This is a genomic window from Micromonospora sp. NPDC005215, assembly GCF_040607915.1.
GTDB lineage: Bacteria > Actinomycetota > Actinomycetes > Mycobacteriales > Micromonosporaceae > Micromonospora.
On sequence record NZ_JBEXHQ010000065.1, the window covers coordinates 1 to 20,671 of the forward strand.

The following is a 20,671-nucleotide window of genomic DNA, read 5'->3' on the forward strand; positions in this document are numbered from 1 at the left end:
GCGTTCTGGCAGTACCGGCACACCGGTGACCGTCGGTCACCTCCGTGGGGGCGGATGCGGTAGTGAGCGGTATACCTCTGAGTCATATTCATACCTCAGAGGTATACCGCTCACCAGCACATCACATGGTGGGCCAGCCACAGCGGATGGCGAGCGCGCTGCACTGCGCCCGCAGCCCCGTCCTGCCGCTCGTCGAGCACAGGTCGAACACCTCGGCGGTTGGTCAGCCCTGCTTGGTCTCCCAGAAGATCTTCGAGATCTCCTCGATCTTCCCGAGCAGCTGCTCCGCGACAGCCGGATCAGCGGTTCCCTTCGCGCCGCTGGCACCGGCCAGCTTGGTGGCCTCGTTGAACAGGCCGTGCAGCTCGGGGTACCTCTCGAAGTGCGGTGCCTTGAAGTAGTCGGTCCACAGCACCCAGAGGTGGTGCTTGACCAGCTCGGCGCGCTGCTCCTTGATGATCAGCGACCGAGTCCGGAACTCCGGATCGGTGCTGGCCTGGTACTTCTCGGCGATCGCCCTGATCGACTCGGCTTCGATCCGGGCCTGGGCCGGGTCGTAGACGCCGCAGGGGAGATCGCAGTGTGCGCTCGCGACGGTGCGTGGGCGACGTGGGCGTGGCAGGTGCATCAGAGTCCTTCCGACAGCAGTGCGGAGGTGACGAACGTCCGGCCGGACAGCTTCGCCGCCCGTCCGCCTTCCGGGCCGCAACGTGATCGACATGGGGACGCTAGAACCTGAACCAAGCTTCATGTCAAGGGCCTGTCGGGTCGGTTCGCCCGCGGACGCCGAGATGCCTTGCGCGGTGTCCTCGAACGCGACCACCTGATCCACTGGCGATCCGAGCCGCTCCAGCGCCAGCAGGTAGACCGCCGGGTCCGGTTTGTGGGCAGGCACACCGCCCAGGTCAGCCGGTCGGAACACGCGGGCCGAGGACCGTCAAGCCTGGTGGCGGATGAGAGTCAGCAGGGCCGCGTGCGTCCGCTCGTCGGCGGCGACGACAAGACCCTTCCCATCGGGGTGAACCGGCCTGCCGTCGATCCCGGTGACCACACAACCGGCCGCCTGAACGAGGGCGATGCCGGCCGCGAAGTGGACGCTGTCGCACAGGTGCTCGCCGTCCGTCACGTAGCCGGCGCGACGCCCGGCGGCCACCCAGGCCACAGCCAGCGTGGTGGAGACGACGCGTGGGCGGAACTGTTCGATGAATCCCTCGTCCGCGAGCATCCGGGCGGCCAGGAAGACGTGCCGGTGGGGAAAGGGCGGGTCGAGATTGACGTCGACAAGTCGTGACTCGGCCGACGGGGTGAGCGGCTCGTCGACGCCACCACGCCGGGCATACGCGGCGATGCCGTCGGTCCAGAAAACCTCACTGGTGAACGGGTCCGCCGAGGCGGCCACGCGGACCCGTGCCTCCGCCCGCAGAGCGACGTTGACCGAGGTCAGCATGTTGCGCACGGCGTAGTTCAACGTTCCGCACAACGGGTCGACCAACCACGTACGTCCGTTCTCGCCGGTGCCGGTGCGCCCGCTCTCCTCCGCGAGCACGCCGTCGTGCGGGCGTTCGGCGCGCAGGACGTCGAGGATGGCCTTCTCTGCCTCGACGTCCGCGGTGGTGGCGAAGTCGTCAGCGGTCTTCATGAAACGTGCAAGCGACGAGCCGTACTGCGAGCGGACGACCGCGGCTCCGGCTTCCGCCGCCGAGATGGCCAGCGCGTGATCGGTGATCGACATGCACGAACCATAGGTGCCCGGCGGTCGATGACGGTGACACGCCCGGCGCTGGGCGGGCGACGGTCAGGAGACCGCCGCCCGCACCAGCTCGATGACCCTCTTCTCCACGGCGGGGCTCCACTTCTGCAGCGCGTACGCCACCGGCCACAGGTCGCCGTCGTCGAGGTTGGCGGCGTCCTGGAAGCCCAGTGTCGAGTACCGGTAGTTGAACTTGCCGGAGTCCTGGAAGAAGACGACGATCTTGCCGTCGGCATTCGCGTAGGCGGGCATCCCGTACCAGGTCTTCGGCGACAGCTCGGGGGCGGCGGCGGTCACCGCCACGTGGACGCGTTCGGCGAGCGCCCGATCGTCCGGTTCCATCTGCGCGACCCGGTCGAGGAGCGCCGCCAACCCGTCGGCCTTCTTGGCGCCCTTCTTGCCCTCGGCGCGCAGTTCGGTGGCACGCTCCTTCATCGCGGCCCGCTCCTCGGGGCTGAAACCGTCGGACGTGGTCGTGGTGGTGTTCGCGGACATTGTCGGGCTCCCTCTCGTCAGGCTCGGCACGATGCCGGTGACCTGGGAAAAGGGTAGGCCGGACGGCTCGTCGGGGGCTTCTTGATTCCTGATCGGTTCGGCCGCGCCGAGAGGGCCGCCCGGGGTGGCGGGGTTGGTCGTGTGCGACGGCCTAGCCTGCCGCGTCCGGTGCCGAGGCTCGGGCCGAGGCGATGGTCCGTCCACGCTCCGACTCGGGAAAGCGGTCGAGCATGGCACGCACCTCGTCGGCGCTCACATTGGCACCGAACAACTCGCTGCCTGGTTCGAGTCGTACGCCTTCGGCCAGAGGGCCGGCGACGACCGGATCGAAGCCCAGCGCGTCCACCAGAGTCGCGACCGTGGCGAGATCCGTGGCGTCGTCGCCAGCGATCGCGATGGCCTTCCGGTCCGACGTCCCGGTCGGCCGCGCCCCGTCCTCGAGATCGTGGTAGCCCATGTGGTTGAACGCCTTGACGACACGGGACCCGGACAGGAACGCCTTGACGATCTCGCTCGACGAGGTACGCGCGTCGGTGAGGTCGTCGCGGATGCCGTCGATCTCCCACCAGTAGTTCATCGCGTCGACGACGAGCTTGCCGCGCAGTGCCTCGGCGGGAACACTGCGGTATTTCCCCAGCGGCAGGGCGAGGATGACGATGTCGGCCGCGGCCACCGCGTCGACCGCAGTAATGGCCGCCGCCCCCGGAGCGAGGACCTCGACGGTGAGAGCGATCTTCGCCGGGTCGCCGGAGCCGGCGACCAGCACCCGGTATCCGGCGGCGACGGCGAGCCGGGCGAGCACTGTGCCCACCTTGCCGGCCCCGAGGACACCGAGGGTCTGCGGCCGGCTCCGGTCGTACTCGTTCATGTCGTCCTTTCGAATCTGACGTGCTGATCAGGCCAGCAACTCGCGGACCATGGGGATCACCTTGGAGCCGTACAGTTCCACGGCGCGCATCCGGGCGCTCGCCGGTTGCGCCCCGGCCGAGTAGATGAGGTCGAACCGGCCGACACCGAGGCTGCGGATCGCGCGGGCCATCCGGCGGGCCACCGTCTCCGCTGAACCGATGTAGAGGGAGCCGTTCTCCACCTCGGAGTCGAACTCCTGGCGACGGATCGGTGGCCAGCCCCGCAGTTTGCCGATCCGGTCCCGCATGATCCGGTAGTGCGGCCAGTAGATCTCCTTGGCCTCCTCGTCGGTGTCGGCGACGAAGCCCGGCGAGTGCATGCCGACCGGGTGTGCCGTCGTACCGAGCTGCTCGGCCGCCCTGCGGTAGAGGTCCAGGTACGGCGCGAAGCGCTCGGGGGCACCGCCGATGATGGCGAGCATGAGTGGGAGCCCGTACTGGGCGGTGCGGACGACCGACTGCGGTGAGCCACCCACACCGACCCAGGTGCTCAGGTGCCCGGATTCCGTCTTGGGAAAGACGTCGGCGTTTTCCAGCGGGGCACGCAGGGTGCCGCTCCAGGTGACCGGCTTCTCGTCGAGCAGCTTGACGAACAGCTCGATCTTCTCCTCGAACAGCGTGTCGTAGTCGCGCAGGTCGTAGCCGAAGAGGGGGAACGACTCGGTGAACGAGCCGCGACCGAGGATGACCTCGGCCCGGCCGTGCGACAGCGCGTCCACAGTGGCAAAACGCTGGAACACCCGGACCGGGTCGTCCGAACTCAGCACTGTCACCCCGGAGGCCAGCCGGATCCGCGAGGTACGGGTGGCGATGCCCGCCAGCACCGTCTCCGGCGTCGACACCGAGTACTCCGGCCGGTGGTGCTCGCCCAACGCGATGACGTCGACGCCGAGCTGGTCGGCGAGCACCGCCTCGTCGACGACCTGGCGGATCGCCGCGGCGTGGGAGACGAGCTTGCCGGCGTCGTCCTCCGGTACGTCGCCGAAGGTGTCGAGGCCGAACAAGAGATCAGACATGGGTGGGCTCCTTCGCCAGCAGCTCCCGGACCCGCGGCGCGACCTCACTGCCCAGCAGTTGGATGGTGCGCGCGCGTGCCTCGCGGGGCAGGTGCATGATGTCGTACTTCAGGTCGAAGCGGTTCAGCCGCAGGTCGCGGGCGACCGCGGCGATCTTCTGCGCCACCGTCTCGGGCGACCCGACGAAGAGCGCTCCGCTGTCGATTTCCGCCTCGTAGCGCGCGCGGTCCGGTTTGTAGAAGCCGCGTTCCGCGGCGAGCGCCGCCGCGACCGGCTGCCAGTATCGCCACCACGTCTCCACCGCCTCCTCGTCGGTGTCGGCGACAAGGCCGAGTGAGTGCTGCCCGATTGGCTGCGGGGTATGCCCGAACTGGTCGAGCGCTTTTGTGTAGAGGTCGACGTGGCCGGCGAACCGCTGGGGTCGCCCACCGATGATCGCCAGCATGAGCGGGAGGCCGTGTCGGGCGGCGCGGACCACCGAGTTCGGGCTGCCTCCGACGCCGATCCAGGTCGGGATGCCGCCGGGCCGCATCCGTGGGTGCAGGCGCTGCTCGGTGAGCGGGCTTCGTACCGTTCCGGACCAGGTGACCGTTTCGTCGCGCTGTAGCCGTAGGAAGAGGTCCAGCTTCTCCTCGAACAACCGCTCGTAGTCGGCCAGGTCGTAGCCGAACAGCGGAAACGACTCGGTCGCCGACGCGCGTCCGAGGACCAGCTGGGCGCGGCCGTTGGACACGGCGTCGAGGGTGGCGAACTCGTGGTAGAGGCGTACCGGGTCGTTCGTGCTGAGCACGGTGACCGAGGTGCCGAGGCGAATCCGCTCGGTCGCCGTCGCGGCTGCCGCGAGCAACACCGGTGTCGCCGAGTCGTTGTGGCCCTCCCGGTAGTGCTCACCGAGGCTGAAGACGTCGAGTCCGACCGACTCGGCGAGTCGTGCCTCGTCCACGAGGAGCCGTACGGTCTCGGCGTCGCTCAGGACCCGGTCGCCGTCGGTGGCCACCTCCCCGAACGAGTTGAGCCCCAGTTCGAAACCTGTAGCTGTCATCGTGTCCTCCTCGGCTCCCCGTCGGTGACCCGCGGGAACGGACCTACCGGTTGACGTGTCAATGATGCTAACTTGGCGATTGACACGTCAATTCCCGGGAGAATGACATGACGGAGACCACACCTGCCCGGCGGGGAGGACGCAAACTGCCGACGGCGGAGGAGCTGCGGATCTGGCGGGACTTCATCGAGACGACGGCGGCGCTGAGTTCCCGGCTCGAGTCCCGCCTCCAGAGTGACTCCGCCCTCTCGACCGGGGACTACGCCGTACTGCTCGCGCTCAGCGAGGCGCCGGACCAGGCGATGCGCTCGTCGGCGCTCGCCGCGCACATCGGCTGGGAGCGGAGCCGGCTCTCCCACCACCTGGGGCGGATGGAGCGGCGCGGCCTCATCCGCCGCCAGGAGTGCGCGACAGTCCCCCGGGGGGCGGAGGTGCTGCTCACCGCGGCCGGAGTCGAGGCGTTCGGCAACGCGACATTTCCCCACCTGCGCGCCATTCGTGAACTCTTCGTCGACGCCCTCACGCCGGAGCAGATCGTCGCGGCGGGCGAGATCGCGGCAGCACTGCGCGCGCGCCTCGACGCGCCGGGCGAGGGGTGATCACGTCATCTGGCGAGCTGTCCGAGCACAGTGGTGTCGGTGATCCACCTCCATCCATGACTGGGAGTGATCAGGCAATTGCGAAGGGCTATGTCCGGGTGGTCCAATCCTCCAGGAACCCGCCAATCCGCCTGCCCTGGCTGAGACGGCGACGGCTGCGCCCGCCCCGGGAGGTACGACCATGATCGAGACCGCCGCCGCAGAGGCCCACCGCACCCGACCAGGCCGCCCCGGCCCCGCGAGCACGGAGTCGGTGTTGCCGGAGCTGCGGGAGATGTGGTGGGAGACGGGGGTACGGGCGCGAGCCGAGGCCGGTGTCTTCGCCGTCTTCGCTGAGCTGCCCAGGCTCGTACGGACAGCCCTGGGCATCAGTTGGCGCGCGGACCGACTCCGTACCGGCGTGGTGGCCGCGGCGACGGTCGGCGCGGGGGTGATGGCGGCCTTCGGGCTGCTGGCCACGCAGCGGGTGCTTGTGGAGTTGTTCGCCGGCGGGCCGACCGCGGACAAGGTGCGGGCGGCGATGCCCGCCCTGGCCGTGCTGGCGGCGGCGGTCGCGCTGCGCGCGGGGATGGGCATCGCCACGGGGTACGCGCAGAACGGGTTGACGCCGCGGGTGAGCCGCGAGGTGGAGCGGGGTCTGTTCGAGGTGTCCACGGCGGTACGGCTGGAGGCGTTCGACGCCGACGCGTTCGCCGATGACATGGAACGCGCCTCGCGGGGCACCGAGTCGACGATCGGGCTGGTGCAGGCGTCGATGAACCTGCTGGCCGGGCTGGCCGGGCTGCTCGCCGTGGCGGCGGCCGTCGTCATCATCCACCCGCTGCTGCTGTTGGCCCTGCTGGTGGCCACTGTGCCCAACGCGTGGGCGTCGTTGCGGGCCGGGCACCTGCGGTACCAGACGTACACCGCCGGATCGGTGCGCAGACGTCGACTGTGGCTGCTGCACAAGCTGATGGCCGAACGGGCCTCGGCACCGGAGTTGCGTTCGTACGGGCTGCGCGGATTCCTCCTCGATCAGTACGACCGGGTGATGCAGGTGGAGACCGACATCCAACTCGCCCTGGCCCGTCGGGTCACCACGACCACCACGGTCGGGGCGATCATCGGCGGCCTCGCCACCGGCACCGTCTACGCCCTGCTCGGCCTGCTGCTCCTGGACGGGCAGATCCCGCTCGCCGCCGCGGCGACCTGTGTCATCGCGGTCCAGTCCGCGCAGCGGTCCCTGGCCATCGCCACCTTCCAGGTCGATCACGTCTACACCGAGGGTCAGCACTTCGGCGACTACACCGGCTTCATGACCCGTGCCGGCGCCTACCTGCCGGACGCCACGCGACCTTCGGCCGCCGCCAGTCCGGAACGGCTGCGGGAGTTGACAGTCAGCGAGGTCAGCCTGCGCTATCCCGACCGGGACAACCCGGCCGTCGACGGCGTCACGTTGCGGATCACCGCCGGCCAGACTGTCGCGTTCGTCGGGGAGAACGGCTCGGGCAAGACGACCCTCGCCGCGATGATCGCCGGCCTCCGGGCGCCCTCCGAGGGCGGCATCGAATGGAACGGCCGACCGTTGGCGGACTGGGACGTCGCCGGGCTGCGGGCCCGGATCGCGGTGGTGACGCAGGAATACCACAAGTGGCCGTTCACAGCGGCGACGAACATCGCCATCGGCGACGTCGACACCGAGGCCCGGCAGGACCTCATCGAGGCCGCCGCCGCCCGCGCGGTCGCCCACGACATGATCAACGAGCTTCCGCACGGGTACGAGACGCTGCTCGACCGGACCTTCGCCAGAGGCCAGGACCTCTCCGGTGGGCAGTGGCAACGCATCACCGCGGCCCGCGGGTTCCTGCGCGACGCCGAACTGCTGATCATGGATGAGCCCTCCTCCGCCCTCGACCCCCGGGCCGAGGATGCCCTGTTCCAGGCCATCCGCGACCGCCGAGGCCGAGCCACCACCATCCTCATCACGCACCGGCTCGCGAACGTCCGCCACGCCGACCGGATCTTCGTCCTGCACCACGGCCGGCTGGTCGAGGCCGGCACCCACGACGATCTCGTCGCCACCGGCGGTCGGTACGCCGAGCTGTTCGCTCTCCAAGCCGCCGGCTACGACGCCAACCTGACCGAGCGCCCGCCACTTCCGCACCAGGACACCACCTCCTCTCGCTGAGGAGCAACGCCAGGACGAGGGGTACGTCCACCGGCAACGTCCGACGGTTCGGGCGTTCGTCCGCCTGCCCGCCGGAGGCTAGGCTTCGGCGTATGTCAGGGGCGCGATGGCGTGGCCGGACGGCGAATGTCGCAGTGGTGCTCGCCGTCGGGCTGGTCGCCCTCGTCGGCCTGGTGGTGCAGTCGCGCGGCATCGACACCGCCGCCGAGTGGACGGCACTGCCGGTGGTGCTCGCTTCCTCCGCCGCGCTGTGCGTACGCCGCCGCCATCCGGTGCCGGTGGGTGTGGTGGCGCTGGCCGCTGTCGGCGCGTACGGGGCGTTGCTGCACACGCCCGGCCCGATCATGCTGGTCTTCGTCGTGGCGCTCTACACCGTTGTCGACGAGGGATATCTCTGGATCGCCATCGGTCTCGGTCTCGCCTCGGTGATCGCCTTCGCCGTCGCGGACAGCGACAACCGATCCCCGGACACCATGAACGGGGCGACGCTGCTGCACGCCGGTTGGCTCGTCGCGGTGATCGTCGGTGTGACCCGCAACCGCCGGGCCTACCTCGCCGAAGCGCAGGCCCGCGCGGTTGTCGCCGAGCAGCGGATGGAGGAGGAGGCCCGGCGGCGGGCCACGGAGGAGCGGTTGCGCATCGCCCGCGAGTTGCACGATGCCCTCGGCCACCACCTCTCGCTGATCAATGTGCAGGCCAGCGCCGCTCTGCACCGGCCGGACCCGGCCCGCTCCGAGCAGGCGCTCACCGCGATCAAACAGACAAGCAAGGACACGTTGCGGGAGTTGCGGACGACACTCGGCGTCCTGCGGCGGGAGGGCGAGGCGCCGACCGGGCCCGGCCCCGGTCTCGATCGACTTGGCGATCTGATCCGGACGGCCGGACGGCCCGAACTGACGATCAGCACCGAACTTGCCGAGATCAGGTCGCTGCCCCCGGAGGTCGACCTGGCGGTGTACCGGATCGTCCAGGAGGCGCTCACCAACGTGGCCCGGCACGCCGGCGCCACCGCCGCTGTGGTTCGGGTGCGACCCGACCGTGACGACGTGCTGGTGGAGGTGGAGGACGACGGCACCGCCACACCCGGCGCGCCGGGCAGCGGGATCATCGGCATGCGTGAGCGAGCTGGCGCGCTCGGCGGTTCACTGACCGCTGGCGCGCAGCCGGACGGCGGCTTCCGGGTCCGCGCCCGCCTGCCGCTGCGGCCCGTTTCGACGACGGCGGGGAAGCCGGCGTGATCCGGCTGCTGCTCGCCGACGACCAGACTCTGGTTCGGGCCGGCTTCCGATCCATTCTGGACGGCGAGGATGGCATCGAAGTGGTCGGCGAGGCCGCCGACGGCGCCGAGGCGGTGCGGCTCGCCGGGCAGCTGCGTCCGGAGGTCGTCCTCATGGACATCCGGATGCCCGTACTGGATGGCCTCGCCGCCACCCGGCAGATCGTCGCGACCTGCGCGGCCCGGGTGATCATCCTGACCACGTTCGACCTGGACGACTATGTCTACGGTGCGCTCCGGGCCGGCGCGAGCGGCTTCCTGGTCAAGGACACCGAGCCGGCGGAGCTGATCCACGGCGTGCGGGTGGTCGCTCGTGGCGACGCGCTGATCGCGCCGTCGATCACCCGCCGGTTGATCGCCGAGTTCAGCGCTCGGGCCGCGCATCCGGACCCCGGGCCGCGACTGAGCGTGCTCACCACCCGCGAGCGCGAAGTGCTCGCACTGGTCGCCGCGGGCCTGTCGAACGACGAGATCGCCGCGCGGTTAGTGCTCAGCCCCGCCACCGCCAAGACGCATGTCAGCCGGATCATGACCAAGACCCAGGTGCGGGACCGCGCCCAACTGGTGATCCTCGCCTACGAGTGCGGTCTGGCCGTTCCCGGTTGGCTCACCCGCTCCTGAGCACGACCTCAGGCGGCCAGCCGGGCACTGCGGCGGGCCCGGACCAGAGCCAGTCCACCGAGGACCACACCGACCAGCCCGACCGCCAGGGCCACGAAGGCCCCGCCGAGCCCGTTACCCGTACCGACGCCTCCGTCGGAGGTGGCCACCACCAGCCCACCGAGCGCCACCGCGACCAGCCCCGCCGCCAGGGCGAGGACGGCCCCGCCGAGCCCGGAGCCGGTGCCGACCCGACTGGTGGGGCGGGCCAGGGCCAGTCCACCGATGACCACGCCCACGAGCCCCAACAGGACGCCCACGCTCGCGCCGAGTCGTCCGGAGCTCATTGCGAGAACCGTGGCGGCGGTCGGCTGGACCGAGGCGTGGGCGGCCAACTCGATCCCGGCGGGCGGAGCGGCTACGGCGGCGACAAGCAGAAGACGGACGGACATCACGGATCCCTTCGACGGTGTGACGGCTACCGGTGGCAGCGTAGGTAGCGCAGCGCACCCGGGTCGTCATGCCGGAGTTGCCGATCGGCCCACAACCCAGGAGGTACGCGTCCGGGACGCCGTACCGTCGCAGTCGTCTCTCCCGGCAGCCGACGTACACCCGGCACCTCCGGTCTACCGGTCGCCGGACAGCTCTCCGATCGGGGAACGGGACCGCGTGGGTGCGCCGTCGGTGCGAACGCCCCGGCGGGGAACGTCGACCTCGGGCGGCCCGTGGCCGTCAACCGCTGACGTGCCGGGCCGTGGCGAGGAGGAACGCCTGGTCGTCCCGCTCTGTGCTCCCGGCCCGCCGCACCAGGCGGCACTCCTCCCGCAGGCCGGCGGCCCCGATCGCGGCGGCGACCTGGTCTGCCGTGTATCGGTGCCGTGTCAGGTGGATCTCGCGGCCGAAGCGGCGGCGGTAGGGGCCGGACAGGTCCCGCGTACCTTCGCCGGCCTGGAAGCCGACGAGCAGGTGGCCCGCGGGCCGAAGGACCCGAGCCGCCTCGGCGAAGACGCGCGCCTGCCCGGGGCAACTCCCGCTCGGTCATCTGCGTGCCACCTCGGGCCAGGTGGCCCACAGCCCGGCGAGCTCGACGAAGATCTCGCGGCCGGATCACCTGCATCGGCTGTGGGCAACTCCGCTACCCGCACAAGCCGATCGGTGATGGCTAGCTATGTTCGGGATGTTCCGGCAAGCAGCGGCCTCCCGGGGTCTGCGATGGTTGCGTCCGGCTCCGGCCGGTCATCGCCCGGACCGAAGACGGCTCGGCACGGTGCCAACGTTGCTGGGCAGCCACCCATCACGCACCCTGCGCCGACTGTGGCCGAGAACGGAAGATCGTCGACGACGCCCTGGCCGCACCGCAACCGTGCGCCAACTGCGGAAACCTACGGCCCAGCGTGAAGGCCGTGCGCACCCGGGTGTCATTGTTGGGGGGTTGGAGTGTTGGACACGGTGATGGTCCAGCTGATTCCGTGTGGGGCGAGGAAGGTGAGGAAGCTGGTGGGGTCGTATGCCTGTGCCGGAGCGAGCACGCCTGGTTTGGCGCCGTCGGTGACCAGTCGGCGGGCGGCTTCGACGGCGATCACGGCGGTGATGCCGTAGGTGTCGTGGCCCCGTACGATCCCGCGGGCTGATTGGCCGTCGCGGCTGACGGCGTCGATGAGGTAGGTGAACCGTTGGGTACGGCGGTCCTCCTCGGTGGGTCCTTCGGGCAGGCTGTCGATGAGCTGTGGAGCGAGCGGGACGCCCAGCTGGGCGCCGACCGCGGCGTCGACGAGGCTCTCGACGTGCCGGACCTCTATGTGGCGGGGGATGGTGACCACCTCTGACAAGGGGCATTTCACCACGTCGGTCGGTTGCGGGGCGTCGGGCAGGGCGACCGTGGCGTGCCGGGCGGGGACGCCGGTACGCCAGTCACCGTTGTCGTAGCTGAGGCCGCCCGCCTTGATCGCGTCGATCGTCTCGACGGCCGAGCGGAGCGAGCCGCGGGAGAACCCACCCCCGCCGACGATGAAGTGGCTGACGGCGATCTCCTCGATTGGCTGGAGGCGCTCGGCGAGCAGGTGCGCGATGAGGTCCCCGGGGACGCAGCCGTCGTTCGTGGCGGGGACGACGGTGACCCCGGCGCGTTCCGCCTCGCCGGCGAAGGTGTCGAAGACCGCTTTGGTGTAGAGCTGCTCGCCTGCGGTGTCGACGTAGTGGCAGCCGGCGGCGATGGCCGCTCGGACCACGGCGGAGCCGGAGCTGGTGAACGGTCCGGCGCAGTTGATGACCGCGTCACATCCGCGGAAGGCTGCCACCAGGCGGTCGTGGTCGTCGGTGTCGGCTACCCGCTGCCCGGCGTCGACTGTTCCCACAGTCGTCGCGGCCTCGCGCAGGCGTGCGGCGTTGCGGCCGACGAGCAGCATGTCGATGTCACGGTGGGCCAGCTCCGCGAGGACGAGCTTTCCCTGGTAGCCGCTTGCGCCGTAGACGGCAATCTTCACGTGGATCTCCTGGTTTGAGCAATGAGTGATGATGAGTGATGTCGTGCGAGCCGGCTGACCAACTCGCCCGTGACTCACCGTATGGCGGCATGGCGAGACGTCCAATACGTGAGCATCTCCGTCGCATGCGCGACCGTCTTCGCATCGGATCGTGGATATACGCTGGCTGAATGGACGTGCTCTCCGACGCGGTCACCGCCATGCGCACCGGCCAACCGCACTCCGGCCGGGTGCACTGGCCGGCGCCGTTCGGTACGCGGAACCCGCCGGTCGCGGGAGCCGGCTTCCACATCGTCTTGCAGGGATCGTGCTGGCTGTTCCCACCAGACGGCGCACCGATCGCCCTCGGCGTGGGGGATGTGGCATTTCTGCCCCACGGGTCCGCCCACGGCCTAGCCGACAGCCTGTCGACCCCGCTGGTGGACGCCGCCGCGTCACTGGCCGAGATTCCACCCGGCCAAGACGACGACGGGGTACCAGCCGACCAGCACCCGGACGGTTCGGCCGCTGCGACGGTCATGCTCTGCGGCGCGTACCTGCTGGACCGGTCCCGGGCACATCCGCTGCTCGGCGACCTGCCGGAGGTCATCCATCTCCCGGCCCGGGTCGGCCACCACCCGGAGCTCCGCGCCGCCGTTGACCTGCTCGGCGGTGAACTGGAGCAGCCACGGCCGGGCGGCGACGCCATGCTGCCCGCCCTGCTGGACGTGCTGCTGCTGCACATCCTGCGCGCCTGGTTCGACGAACAACCCGCCCACGGTGTCGCTACCGGCTGGGCAGCAGCGGTGCGCGATCCCGCCGTCGCCGCTGGGCTTCGGGCCATCCACAGCGCCCCTGGCCAGCCATGGACCGTCGGGGAACTAGCTTCCCAGGCCGGGCTGTCCCGCGCGGCCTTCGCCCGACGGTTCGCCGCGCTGGTCGGTCAGCCGCCGCAGACGTACCTGACCTGGTGGCGGATGACACTCGCAGCCCGGCTACTGCGCGACGGTGACGCACCGTTGGCCACAGTGGCCAGGAAGGTGGGCTACACCTCAGAGTTCGCCTTCGCCCACGCGTTCAAACGGGAACACGGGTCGGCTCCCGGCGGATTCCGCAGATCCGCCCGGTGAGGTACCTGCTCATCCGCCCCGGGCCGCACCCGGCGTCGAGGACGCGGGTGTCGCCGCCCGCCGTCACCGCCTCGGCGAACGCGTCGACCATGGCGAGGTCGAGTGGGGCTTCGGCGCGGGTGTCAGGCAGGCAGGTGGCGTAGTCCTCGGCGACGGTGTCGTAGGCACGTCGTACGCCGCGCAGGTCGAGGGGGTCGGAGGGCGAGGCGGTCACGGGCCGCATCATCGCACCGGGGGAGCTACCCGTCGGTCCGGCGCAGGTCTTCGGCGCGGGCATCGAGACGATCGAACGAGTCCCGATGCGGGACGCGCCGAAAGACCTGAGGGTCGAGCCCCCGCGCCGGTGCCGGTTGTGGTGGGACTACCCCTGCCAGGCGTCGATGGCGCGTACGCCGTCACGTATGACCCGGTCCACAACCGCGGGATTGCCGCTGGAGCCCTCCCACCCCTGGTCGTTGAACACCGTCACCACGGTGTCGACGCGGGCCACCGCGATCTGGCTGGACCCGTTGCCGCCCGTGTGTTCTCCGTTCGGGTTCGTGTTGGGCCACGTCCGGGTCAGCAGCAGCGCCTCGTCGCCGACGCCGGGCAGAGCCTCGGTCTTGACGGTCGCCCGGTTCCCGGACTGCTGGTAGGAGGGACACGCCTCCAGGTCGGTGCGCAGCCGGGCCACGTAGTCAGTGGCACCGGTGCCGGCGAAGGTGAAGATGGTCTGGTGGACCATCCCCTGGGGCGTGTAGGAGGGACCGTCGTCGGGCCCCTTGTAGGTGACTGTCATCGCCGCGGCGGCGGTGACCTGGCGGCCCCCGGTGCCGAACTCGTTACCGCAGAGCTTCGGCAGGGCCTCCTCGACCGGCACCGTTCGACGCGGAGACTTCCGCAGCTCGGGCGGCAACTCGACGAACGCTGACGTCGGGATGGTCACCGGGCCGCTCACGCTCGGCGAGGGCTGACCTGTCGGGTCCACCGCTGCCGCCGCGGATGTCGGCGCCCCACTCGACGGGGTCGGGTCGGGCGGGTCCGCGGTGGTGGTGCAGGCGGCGGCAAGTGTCATGGTGCCCAGCAACGGAATCAGCGCGAGCGCGCGTCGCGTACGGGCGGGCGGTAGCGATGTGTGTCGGCTCATGATCACCCTTCGTCGATGTCGGGGGCAGTTCCCGGTGGCGTACCGTCCCAAACGAGGATTCGTGGCCGCCGGACGCTCACCCGCGCTGTGGTAATCGGGATGTCGACACACCCGCCGGCCCGCTAAGCTGCCCGCATGACCAGCGTGATCGCCCAGTGCACCGGAGCGTCGGATGACGTCCAGGTCGGTGCGCGGCGACGCCGGCGACCCGTCGCCCGCCTGCGCTGACCTGTTTCCTGCGACCGGCGGATCGAGCCGCCGGTCGTGCGCTGGTCGTCCTCGGTCCGCCCGCATCTCCTGTCGTCAGAGGCCCGCCTGACAGCGCGGGTCCGAGTGAGATCGGCGTACTCATGGATCTTGAAAGGTTGTTGTCCGACCGGCTGGCACCGGCGTTCTCCGCGGTGGCCGGCGGACCTGTTGATCCGCTCGTGCGGCGCTCTCCGCGGGCGGATTTCCAATCCGACGCGGCGCTCGCGCTGGCCCGGCGGCTCGGCCGTCCGCCGCGCGACATTGCCGCCGAGGTGCTCGAACACGCGGTACTCGACGACGTCTGCGTGTCGGCGGTGGTCTCCGGGCCGGGTTTCCTCAACCTCACCCTCGCCGACGTGGCACTTGCCGACATGGTCTCCGGGCTGGCCGGCGACGCCCGTCTCGGCGTGCCGGTGACGGCTGCCCCGCAGACCGTGGTGGTCGACTATTCGGCTCCAAACGTGGCGAAGGAGATGCACGTCGGGCATCTTCGCTCCACTGTCATCGGCGACGCGGCAGTGCGGCTGCTGGACTGGCTGGGGCACCGGGTGGTGCGGGTCAACCACCTGGGTGACTGGGGGACACCGTTCGGCATGCTGATCGAGCACCTGGCCGACCTCGGCGAGGCCGGTGCGGCGCACGAGTTGTCGATGGGTGACCTGGACGGCTTCTATCGGGCGGCGCGGGTGAAGTTCGACGCAGACGAGACGTTCCGGGAACGCTCGCGGCTGCGGGTGGTCGCGTTGCAGGGCGGCGACGAGCGGACGCTGCGGTTGTGGCAGCTGTTGGTGGCGCAGTCCGAGCGGTACTTCCTGACCGTCTACGACCTGCTCGACGTGACGTTGTCCGAGGGCGACTTTCGGGGCGAGAGCGCCTACAACGATCTGCTCGCGGGGGTCGTCGACGACCTGGGCCGGCTGGGCATGCTGGTGTCCAGCGGTGGGGCCGACTGTGTCTTCCCGGTCGGGTTCAGCGGCCGGGACGGCGAGCCGATGCCGCTCATCGTCCGCAAGAGCGACGGGGGGTACGGCTATCCGGCCACCGATCTGGCCGCGCTGCGGCAGCGTGTCGGTGAGCTGGGAGCGAGCCGGCTGTTGTACGTCGTCGGGCTACCGCAGCGGCAGCACTTCGCCATGGTGTTCGCGGTCGCCCGGGCGGCCGGTTGGCTGTCTCCGCCGGCCCGGGCCGAGCATCTGGGTTTCGGGTCGATCCTCGGCGGCGACGGGCGGATGCTGCGCAGCCGGGCTGGCGAGTCGGTGAAGCTGGTCGGGCTGCTGGAGGAGGCGGTAACCCGAGCCACGGACCTGGCCCGGCGGAGGAACCCCGAGCTGGATGCCGACGCTGCCGCCGAGATCGGTCGCGCGGTGGGGATCGGCGCGGTCAAGTACGCCGACCTGTCAACTGATCGGACCAAGGACTATGTCCTGGACTGGGAGCGGATGCTCGCCCTGGACGGCAACACCGCGCCGTACCTCCAGTATGTGCACGCCCGGATCCAGTCGGTGTTCCGGCGCGCCGAGACAACCGCGCGGCCGGACACGCCCGTCGTGCTCACGCTGCCGGCGGAGCGGGCGCTCGCGGTCGAGCTGCTCGGCTTCGCCGCGGTGGTCGGCGAGGTGGAGCGGAGCCTTGAGTTTCATCACCTCGCCGGTTACCTGCACCGGCTCGCCACCGCGTTCAACGCGTTCTACGAGCGCTGCCCAGTGCTGCGGGCCCCAGACGAGCTGCGGGAGAGCCGCCTGCTGCTCGCCGAGCTGACGGCCCGGACGCTGCGGCAGGGGCTGCACCTGCTCGGCATCCGAACCCCGGAGCGAATGTGAGGCGTCAGCGGACCTTCTTCGTCGCCCGCTTCCGGGGCGGCGTCAACAGGTCGGCGATCTGGGCGATCGCCGAGGGCACCAGGCGGTAGTAGGCCCACACCCCCCGCTTGTCGCGTTCGAGTAGGCCAGCCTCGGTGAGGATCCGCAGGTGATGACTCACCGTCGGCTGGGACAGGTTGAGCGCCCCGGTGAGGTCACTGACGGACGCCTCACCTTCCGGCGCGGACTGGATCAGGCTGAGCAGGCGCAGTCGCGCTGGATCGGCGAAGGCCTTCAGCACCCCCGCGAGCCGTTCGGCATCGGCCCGCTTGATTGGATCGCCGGTGAGCGGCGAGATCGCAGGCATGGCAGTTTTCGCAGTTCCCACGCCCACTATGGTTACACCAACACCATCAATACGCAGGTAGAACCGGCATCAATACTCCAATGGCGTCCGTACGGCGACGCGAAACGGCTGAACGTGAGTCGAACGTCGACGACCGTGGTGACGTACCGGCCGTGTGGGGCTCCGCCGCGCCCCACACGGCCGTACGCCGACGGACATGCCGTCGAGTCAGCCGCGACCGAGGGTCAGCGGCGGGGTCGGGGTGTGCTGCGCGGTAGGACGTACGGCGGTCCAGCGATGATCAGATCCGACTTCAGCTCCTGGTACGCCCGCTTGGGCTGGTAGTTCTCGTCGTAGATCGTGGCCAGGCCCTCCGGCGGGTCGTCGAACCAGCCCGGCACCCAGGAGTGCTTGTCGCTGAAACCCCAGACCGTGTACGACAGGCAGCTGCGTACGGCGAGGCACGCCTTCATCAGCACACTGAAGTTGGCCGCCGAGGCCTGCAACCGGGGGTTGATCTCCTCCGCGTTGCCGGCCTGGACGCCTGCGGTCATCTGACTGCGGACGTCGACCTCGGTGAACGCGGTGGCGACGCCGAGCCCACTGAACTTCTTCAGCGCGGCGGTCACCTGGAGGGTGTCGAAGTTGCCGTACTGGGTGCCCAGGTGGCCCTGGGAGCCGACGCCGTCGATCGGCACACCCTGGGCCCGTAGGCCCTTGGTCATGTCGTAGACGAACTGGGTCTTGTCGTCCGCCGGGTTGCCGGAGCCGAACGCCTCGATGTTGTAGTCGTTGTAGAACAGCAGGGCCTTGGGGTCGGCCGCCCGCGCCCAGCGGAACGCGTCGGCGATGTAGCCGGGCCCGAGGTTCTCTGCCCAGAAGCCCTTGTAGTGCAGGGTCGACGGGGTGTCCCACGGGTCGCTGACCGCCTCGTTGACCACGTCCCACTGCCAGATCTTGCCCTTGTACCGGTTGGCGACGGTGGTGATGTGCTTGCGCAGCAGCTCGCGCAGCTCCTGCTTGCTGATGGAGCCGTCGGCGACACCGCTGGTCAGCCAGCCGGGCAGTTGGTTGTGCCAGACCAGCACGTGGCCGCGTACGCTCTGCCGGTTGCGCTTGGCGAAATCGACGAACTGGTCGGCCGCCGCCCAGTTGTAGGTGCCGCGGGTGGGCTCCAGGACCTCCCACTTCATCACGTTCTCGGCGGTGACCGAGGTGAACTCCGAGGAGGCCAGCGCGCGGTACTGCGGGTCACCGGCGTCGTTGAGGGCATCCATGTTGACCGCGGTGCCGACCTGGAGGCCGTGGCGCAGGCCGAGGGCGCCGAGGCTCTGCGCCGTGGGGTCGTACGGCCGACTCGCGGTGGCGGGCACCGTGTTCAGCGCCGCGACGGTCGCGACGGCGACCACGCCGACGGTCGTCCACTGTCTCAGCTTCATGTGCCTTCCTTTCCAGACCCTTGATCGACGAATATCGATCAAGAAGGTGCGGGTCCGGTGTTGGCGGATGGGAGCGGGGTTCGCGATCGAGCGCCCCGGCTCGGGGCAGGGGGCCGGTAGTTCCGGCCGACGACCGGAAACCTGCTCGAAACGTTAAGGCCGTCAATGTCCGGCGTCAACGCTGAAAACTTCCGGAAATTCGTCATATGACCAGCGGGGGCTCGCTGGAGATGCCCGCGAAACTTCCGGAGGCCGGCGGCCTGCTGCTGCCACCCTGCCGACATCGTCGACCGGGTGGCCGACGATGCCTGGCGTCGCTACGGGAGCTGACCTCTGCGGTCAGCGCAGGCCGGCGAAGAGATCGTCTTCGGGAGTCGGCGCGCCGGTGCGGTCACGGACCCGAACGAAGGTCTCCACCCCCATCAGCTCGGTGAACCGCTCCCGGCCCAGTTGCAGGAAGAAGATGTTCTCGGTCTGACTGGCGTGGGTGGCCAGGGCGTCGAACTTCTGCGCCCCGAAGCTGCTCGTGTCCACCCAGGTGCTGATCTCGTCATCGGGCAGGCCGAGTTGCGGCATCGGCTCCGCCGCCGGGTCCGGTGCGTCCCACTCGACGCCGAGGTCCCGCATGATCTGGCCGAACTGCTCGAACGCGGTGCGGGGGACCGTGGTCCAGTACACCTTCGCCGGGGTATCCGTCTGCTCCACGGCGGCCATGGTGATCCGGTGCGCCTGGATGTGGTCCGGGTGGCCGTAGAAGCCGTTCTCGTCGTACGTGACGATCACGTCCGGCTGGTACTGCCGGATCAGCTCGGCGAGGCGGTCCGCCGCCTCCGCCACCGGCGTCGTCCAGAACGCGCCGGGCTGGTCGTTGGTCGGCCAGCCCATCATCCCGGAGTCGGCGTAACCGAGGGTCTCCAGGTGGCTGACCTTCAACACCGCGCAGCTGGCCTCCAGCTCGGCCTGGCGCATGGCCACGACAGCGGCCGGGTCGTGCTTCGGGTCGCCCGGCTTGACCCCACCCGGGCCGTCACCGCACCGCCCGTCGGTGCAGGTCACCAGCACCGTCGTGATCCCCTCCGCGGCATAGCGGGCAAGGACGCCGCCGGTGCTCGTCGCCTCGTCGTCGGGATGGGCGTGCACCGCCATCAGGGTCAGAGGTCGCTCAGCCATGTCATCACCCTACGGTCGTTCCCCAGTCGGAGTCGCGCAGGGCGACGCAACGTGGATCCTAGCCAGTCCGGATCGGGCCGGGGCCGATCACCGGCAAACCCCGATCGCCCACCCGGCGGTTTCCTACATTGAGGCGTGGCCAGCACATCCGACAGGCTGGGACGCGAGGAGAGGTTCAATGGCGAGGGCCGGCATGGGGGCATCGTTCGGGGACGTGCGACAGGTCGACGCCGGGGTCCTGAACATCGGGTACGTCGACGCTGGTCCGTCCGACGGTCCCGCCGTGATCCTCCTGCACGGCTGGCCGTACGACATCCACAGCTTCGTCGACGTCGTGCCGCTGCTCACCGACGCCGGCCACCGGGTCGTCGTGCCGTACCTGCGGGGCTACGGCACGACCCGGTTCCTCTCCGACGACACCATGCGCAACGGCGAACCGGCAGCCATGGGACTCGACCTCATCGCACTCATGGACGCCCTGAAGATCGACACCGCGAAGCTGGCCGGATTCGACTGGGGTGCGCGTACGGCAGACGTCGTGGCCGCCCTGTGGCCCGAGCGCTGCCGAGGGCTGGTGTCGGTGAGCGGCTACCTGATCGACGGCCAGGCATCGGGCCGGGTGCCGCTGCCCCCGAAGGCGGAACTGGCCTGGTGGTACCAGTACTACTTCGCCACCGAACGCGGCCGGGACGGGTACGACCGGAACCGGCGCGACTTCGCCAGGCTGATCTGGCAGACCGCGTCCCCGAAGTGGTCGTTCGACGAGGCCACTTTCAACCGCAGCGCGACCGCGTTCGACAACCCCGACCACGTGGACATCGTGATCCACAACTACCGGTGGCGGCTGGCCCTCGCCCCCGGCGAGTCGCAGTACGACGAGGTGGAGAAGCGACTGGCCGCGAAACCGAAGATCACGGTGCCCAGCATCTCGCTGGAAGGGGATGCCAACGGCGCGCCGCACCTGGAACCCGCCGTCTACGGCAAGCAGTTCGCCGGGCGGTACGAACACCGGACCGTCGGCGGCGGTGTCGGGCACAACCTGCCCCAGGAGGCGCCTCAGGCGTTCGCGGACGCGGTGCTGGACGTCTGACCCGGGC

Annotated in this window: 20 protein-coding genes; 7 read left to right on the forward strand and 13 right to left on the reverse strand. The window is 70.0% G+C overall.

All coding sequences use genetic code 11. The features are described 5' to 3' along the window. Positions 1-223: 223 nt before the first annotated feature. From sodN to ABZU25_RS31485, 6 genes are all read right to left on the reverse strand, one after another. Positions 224-628 (reverse strand): superoxide dismutase, Ni, encoded by a 405-nt coding sequence (sodN, locus tag ABZU25_RS31460; RefSeq protein ID WP_355032975.1) that lies wholly within the window; start codon positions 626-628, stop codon positions 224-226. A 309-nt stretch (positions 629-937) separates the two neighbouring features. Further along, positions 938-1,732, reverse strand: a complete 795-nt coding sequence (locus ABZU25_RS31465) for an inositol monophosphatase family protein (protein WP_355032976.1) — start codon at positions 1,730-1,732, stop codon at positions 938-940. Positions 1,733-1,795: 63 nt separating this feature from the next. Further along, entirely contained in the window at positions 1,796-2,245 is a 450-nt protein-coding gene (locus tag ABZU25_RS31470) for a hypothetical protein (RefSeq protein ID WP_355032977.1), read from the reverse strand. A gap of 151 nt (positions 2,246-2,396) precedes the next feature. Continuing rightward, positions 2,397-3,113, reverse strand: a complete 717-nt coding sequence (locus tag ABZU25_RS31475) for an NAD(P)-binding domain-containing protein (RefSeq protein ID WP_355032978.1) — start codon at positions 3,111-3,113, stop codon at positions 2,397-2,399. A 27-nt stretch (positions 3,114-3,140) separates the two neighbouring features. Next, the gene (locus tag ABZU25_RS31480; protein WP_355032979.1) at positions 3,141-4,169 is read right to left on the reverse strand and encodes an LLM class flavin-dependent oxidoreductase; all 1,029 of its coding nucleotides are present in this window, start codon (positions 4,167-4,169) and stop codon (positions 3,141-3,143) included. After that, entirely contained in the window at positions 4,162-5,211 is a 1,050-nt protein-coding gene (locus tag ABZU25_RS31485; RefSeq protein WP_355032980.1) for an LLM class flavin-dependent oxidoreductase, read from the reverse strand. Before ABZU25_RS31485 ends, ABZU25_RS31480 begins: the two co-directional genes overlap by 8 nt. Positions 5,212-5,318: 107 nt before the next feature. On the opposite strand from ABZU25_RS31485, the gene ABZU25_RS31490 reads away from it, so the two are divergent. From ABZU25_RS31490 to ABZU25_RS31505, 4 genes are all read left to right on the forward strand, one after another. Then, positions 5,319-5,810, forward strand: coding sequence for a MarR family winged helix-turn-helix transcriptional regulator (locus tag ABZU25_RS31490; RefSeq protein ID WP_355032981.1), 492 nt, complete (start codon positions 5,319-5,321; stop codon positions 5,808-5,810). Positions 5,811-5,991: 181 nt separating this feature from the next. Further along, entirely contained in the window at positions 5,992-7,977 is a 1,986-nt protein-coding gene (locus tag ABZU25_RS31495; protein WP_355032982.1) for an ABC transporter ATP-binding protein, read from the forward strand. Positions 7,978-8,069: 92 nt separating this feature from the next. Further along, the gene (locus tag ABZU25_RS31500; protein ID WP_355032983.1) at positions 8,070-9,215 is read left to right on the forward strand and encodes a sensor histidine kinase; all 1,146 of its coding nucleotides are present in this window, start codon (positions 8,070-8,072) and stop codon (positions 9,213-9,215) included. Further along, positions 9,212-9,874, forward strand: a complete 663-nt coding sequence (locus tag ABZU25_RS31505; RefSeq protein ID WP_355032984.1) for a response regulator transcription factor — start codon at positions 9,212-9,214, stop codon at positions 9,872-9,874. Before ABZU25_RS31500 ends, ABZU25_RS31505 begins: the two co-directional genes overlap by 4 nt. Positions 9,875-9,882: 8 nt before the next feature. Here ABZU25_RS31505 and ABZU25_RS31510 read toward each other — a convergent pair whose 3' ends face one another. Both ABZU25_RS31510 and ABZU25_RS31515 read right to left on the reverse strand, forming a co-directional pair. Continuing rightward, entirely contained in the window at positions 9,883-10,305 is a 423-nt protein-coding gene (locus ABZU25_RS31510; RefSeq protein WP_355032985.1) for a DUF6223 family protein, read from the reverse strand. 966 nt (positions 10,306-11,271) lie between these two features. Next, positions 11,272-12,336: a saccharopine dehydrogenase NADP-binding domain-containing protein gene (locus ABZU25_RS31515; RefSeq protein ID WP_355032986.1), complete on the reverse strand. Its 1,065-nt coding sequence runs from the start codon at positions 12,334-12,336 to the stop codon at positions 11,272-11,274. A gap of 170 nt (positions 12,337-12,506) precedes the next feature. Between ABZU25_RS31515 and ABZU25_RS31520 the strand changes: the two genes are divergently transcribed. Next, positions 12,507-13,445 carry an AraC family transcriptional regulator gene (locus ABZU25_RS31520; protein WP_355032987.1) on the forward strand — a complete coding sequence of 313 codons (939 nt, stop codon included), beginning with the start codon at positions 12,507-12,509 and terminating at the stop codon, positions 13,443-13,445. On the opposite strand, the gene ABZU25_RS31525 is transcribed toward ABZU25_RS31520, so the two are convergent. Beyond that, the gene (locus ABZU25_RS31525; RefSeq protein ID WP_355032988.1) at positions 13,393-13,659 is read right to left on the reverse strand and encodes a hypothetical protein; all 267 of its coding nucleotides are present in this window, start codon (positions 13,657-13,659) and stop codon (positions 13,393-13,395) included. The genes ABZU25_RS31520 and ABZU25_RS31525 overlap by 53 nt on opposite strands. Positions 13,660-13,806: 147 nt before the next feature. Then, complete coding sequence (locus ABZU25_RS31530) at positions 13,807-14,571, reverse strand: hypothetical protein (RefSeq protein WP_355032989.1); 765 nt, start codon at positions 14,569-14,571, stop codon at positions 13,807-13,809. A 350-nt stretch (positions 14,572-14,921) separates the two neighbouring features. Between ABZU25_RS31530 and argS the strand changes: the two genes are divergently transcribed. Next, a complete protein-coding gene (argS, locus tag ABZU25_RS31535) occupies positions 14,922-16,640 on the forward strand; it encodes an arginine--tRNA ligase (RefSeq protein ID WP_355032990.1) in 1,719 nt (572 codons plus the stop codon). A 4-nt stretch (positions 16,641-16,644) separates the two neighbouring features. On the opposite strand, the gene ABZU25_RS31540 is transcribed toward argS, so the two are convergent. From ABZU25_RS31540 to ABZU25_RS31550, 3 genes are all read right to left on the reverse strand, one after another. Beyond that, positions 16,645-16,986, reverse strand: coding sequence for a metalloregulator ArsR/SmtB family transcription factor (locus ABZU25_RS31540; RefSeq protein WP_355033004.1), 342 nt, complete (start codon positions 16,984-16,986; stop codon positions 16,645-16,647). 224 nt (positions 16,987-17,210) lie between these two features. After that, on the reverse strand, positions 17,211-18,404 hold the full coding sequence (locus ABZU25_RS31545; protein WP_355032991.1) for an endo-1,4-beta-xylanase: 1,194 nt from the start codon (positions 18,402-18,404) through the stop codon (positions 17,211-17,213). A 339-nt stretch (positions 18,405-18,743) separates the two neighbouring features. Then, positions 18,744-19,574, reverse strand: coding sequence for a PIG-L family deacetylase (locus tag ABZU25_RS31550; RefSeq protein WP_355032992.1), 831 nt, complete (start codon positions 19,572-19,574; stop codon positions 18,744-18,746). A 214-nt stretch (positions 19,575-19,788) separates the two neighbouring features. Here ABZU25_RS31550 and ABZU25_RS31555 point away from each other — a divergent pair, with 214 nt between their 5' ends. Continuing rightward, on the forward strand, positions 19,789-20,664 hold the full coding sequence (locus ABZU25_RS31555; RefSeq protein WP_355032993.1) for an alpha/beta hydrolase: 876 nt from the start codon (positions 19,789-19,791) through the stop codon (positions 20,662-20,664). Positions 20,665-20,671: the final 7 nt, after the last annotated feature.

What these genes read in the sequence shown, in the direction of transcription:
- sodN (WP_355032975.1), bottom strand. Translation starts at nt 628, where the DNA reads ATGCACCTGCCACGCCCACGTCGCCCACGCACCGTCGCGAGCGCACAC.
- ABZU25_RS31465 (WP_355032976.1), bottom strand. Translation starts at nt 1,732, where the DNA reads ATGTCGATCACCGATCACGCGCTGGCCATCTCGGCGGCGGAAGCCGGA.
- ABZU25_RS31470 (WP_355032977.1), bottom strand. Translation starts at nt 2,245, where the DNA reads ATGTCCGCGAACACCACCACGACCACGTCCGACGGTTTCAGCCCCGAG.
- ABZU25_RS31475 (WP_355032978.1), bottom strand. Translation starts at nt 3,113, where the DNA reads ATGAACGAGTACGACCGGAGCCGGCCGCAGACCCTCGGTGTCCTCGGG.
- ABZU25_RS31480 (WP_355032979.1), bottom strand. Translation starts at nt 4,169, where the DNA reads ATGTCTGATCTCTTGTTCGGCCTCGACACCTTCGGCGACGTACCGGAG.
- ABZU25_RS31485 (WP_355032980.1), bottom strand. Translation starts at nt 5,211, where the DNA reads ATGACAGCTACAGGTTTCGAACTGGGGCTCAACTCGTTCGGGGAGGTG.
- ABZU25_RS31490 (WP_355032981.1), top strand. Translation starts at nt 5,319, where the DNA reads ATGACGGAGACCACACCTGCCCGGCGGGGAGGACGCAAACTGCCGACG.
- ABZU25_RS31495 (WP_355032982.1), top strand. Translation starts at nt 5,992, where the DNA reads ATGATCGAGACCGCCGCCGCAGAGGCCCACCGCACCCGACCAGGCCGC.
- ABZU25_RS31500 (WP_355032983.1), top strand. Translation starts at nt 8,070, where the DNA reads ATGTCAGGGGCGCGATGGCGTGGCCGGACGGCGAATGTCGCAGTGGTG.
- ABZU25_RS31510 (WP_355032985.1), bottom strand. Translation starts at nt 10,305, where the DNA reads ATGTCCGTCCGTCTTCTGCTTGTCGCCGCCGTAGCCGCTCCGCCCGCC.
- ABZU25_RS31520 (WP_355032987.1), top strand. Translation starts at nt 12,507, where the DNA reads ATGGACGTGCTCTCCGACGCGGTCACCGCCATGCGCACCGGCCAACCG.
- ABZU25_RS31530 (WP_355032989.1), bottom strand. Translation starts at nt 14,571, where the DNA reads ATGAGCCGACACACATCGCTACCGCCCGCCCGTACGCGACGCGCGCTC.
- argS (WP_355032990.1), top strand. Translation starts at nt 14,922, where the DNA reads ATGGATCTTGAAAGGTTGTTGTCCGACCGGCTGGCACCGGCGTTCTCC.
- ABZU25_RS31540 (WP_355033004.1), bottom strand. Translation starts at nt 16,986, where the DNA reads ATGCCTGCGATCTCGCCGCTCACCGGCGATCCAATCAAGCGGGCCGAT.
- ABZU25_RS31545 (WP_355032991.1), bottom strand. Translation starts at nt 18,404, where the DNA reads ATGAAGCTGAGACAGTGGACGACCGTCGGCGTGGTCGCCGTCGCGACC.
- ABZU25_RS31550 (WP_355032992.1), bottom strand. Translation starts at nt 19,574, where the DNA reads ATGGCTGAGCGACCTCTGACCCTGATGGCGGTGCACGCCCATCCCGAC.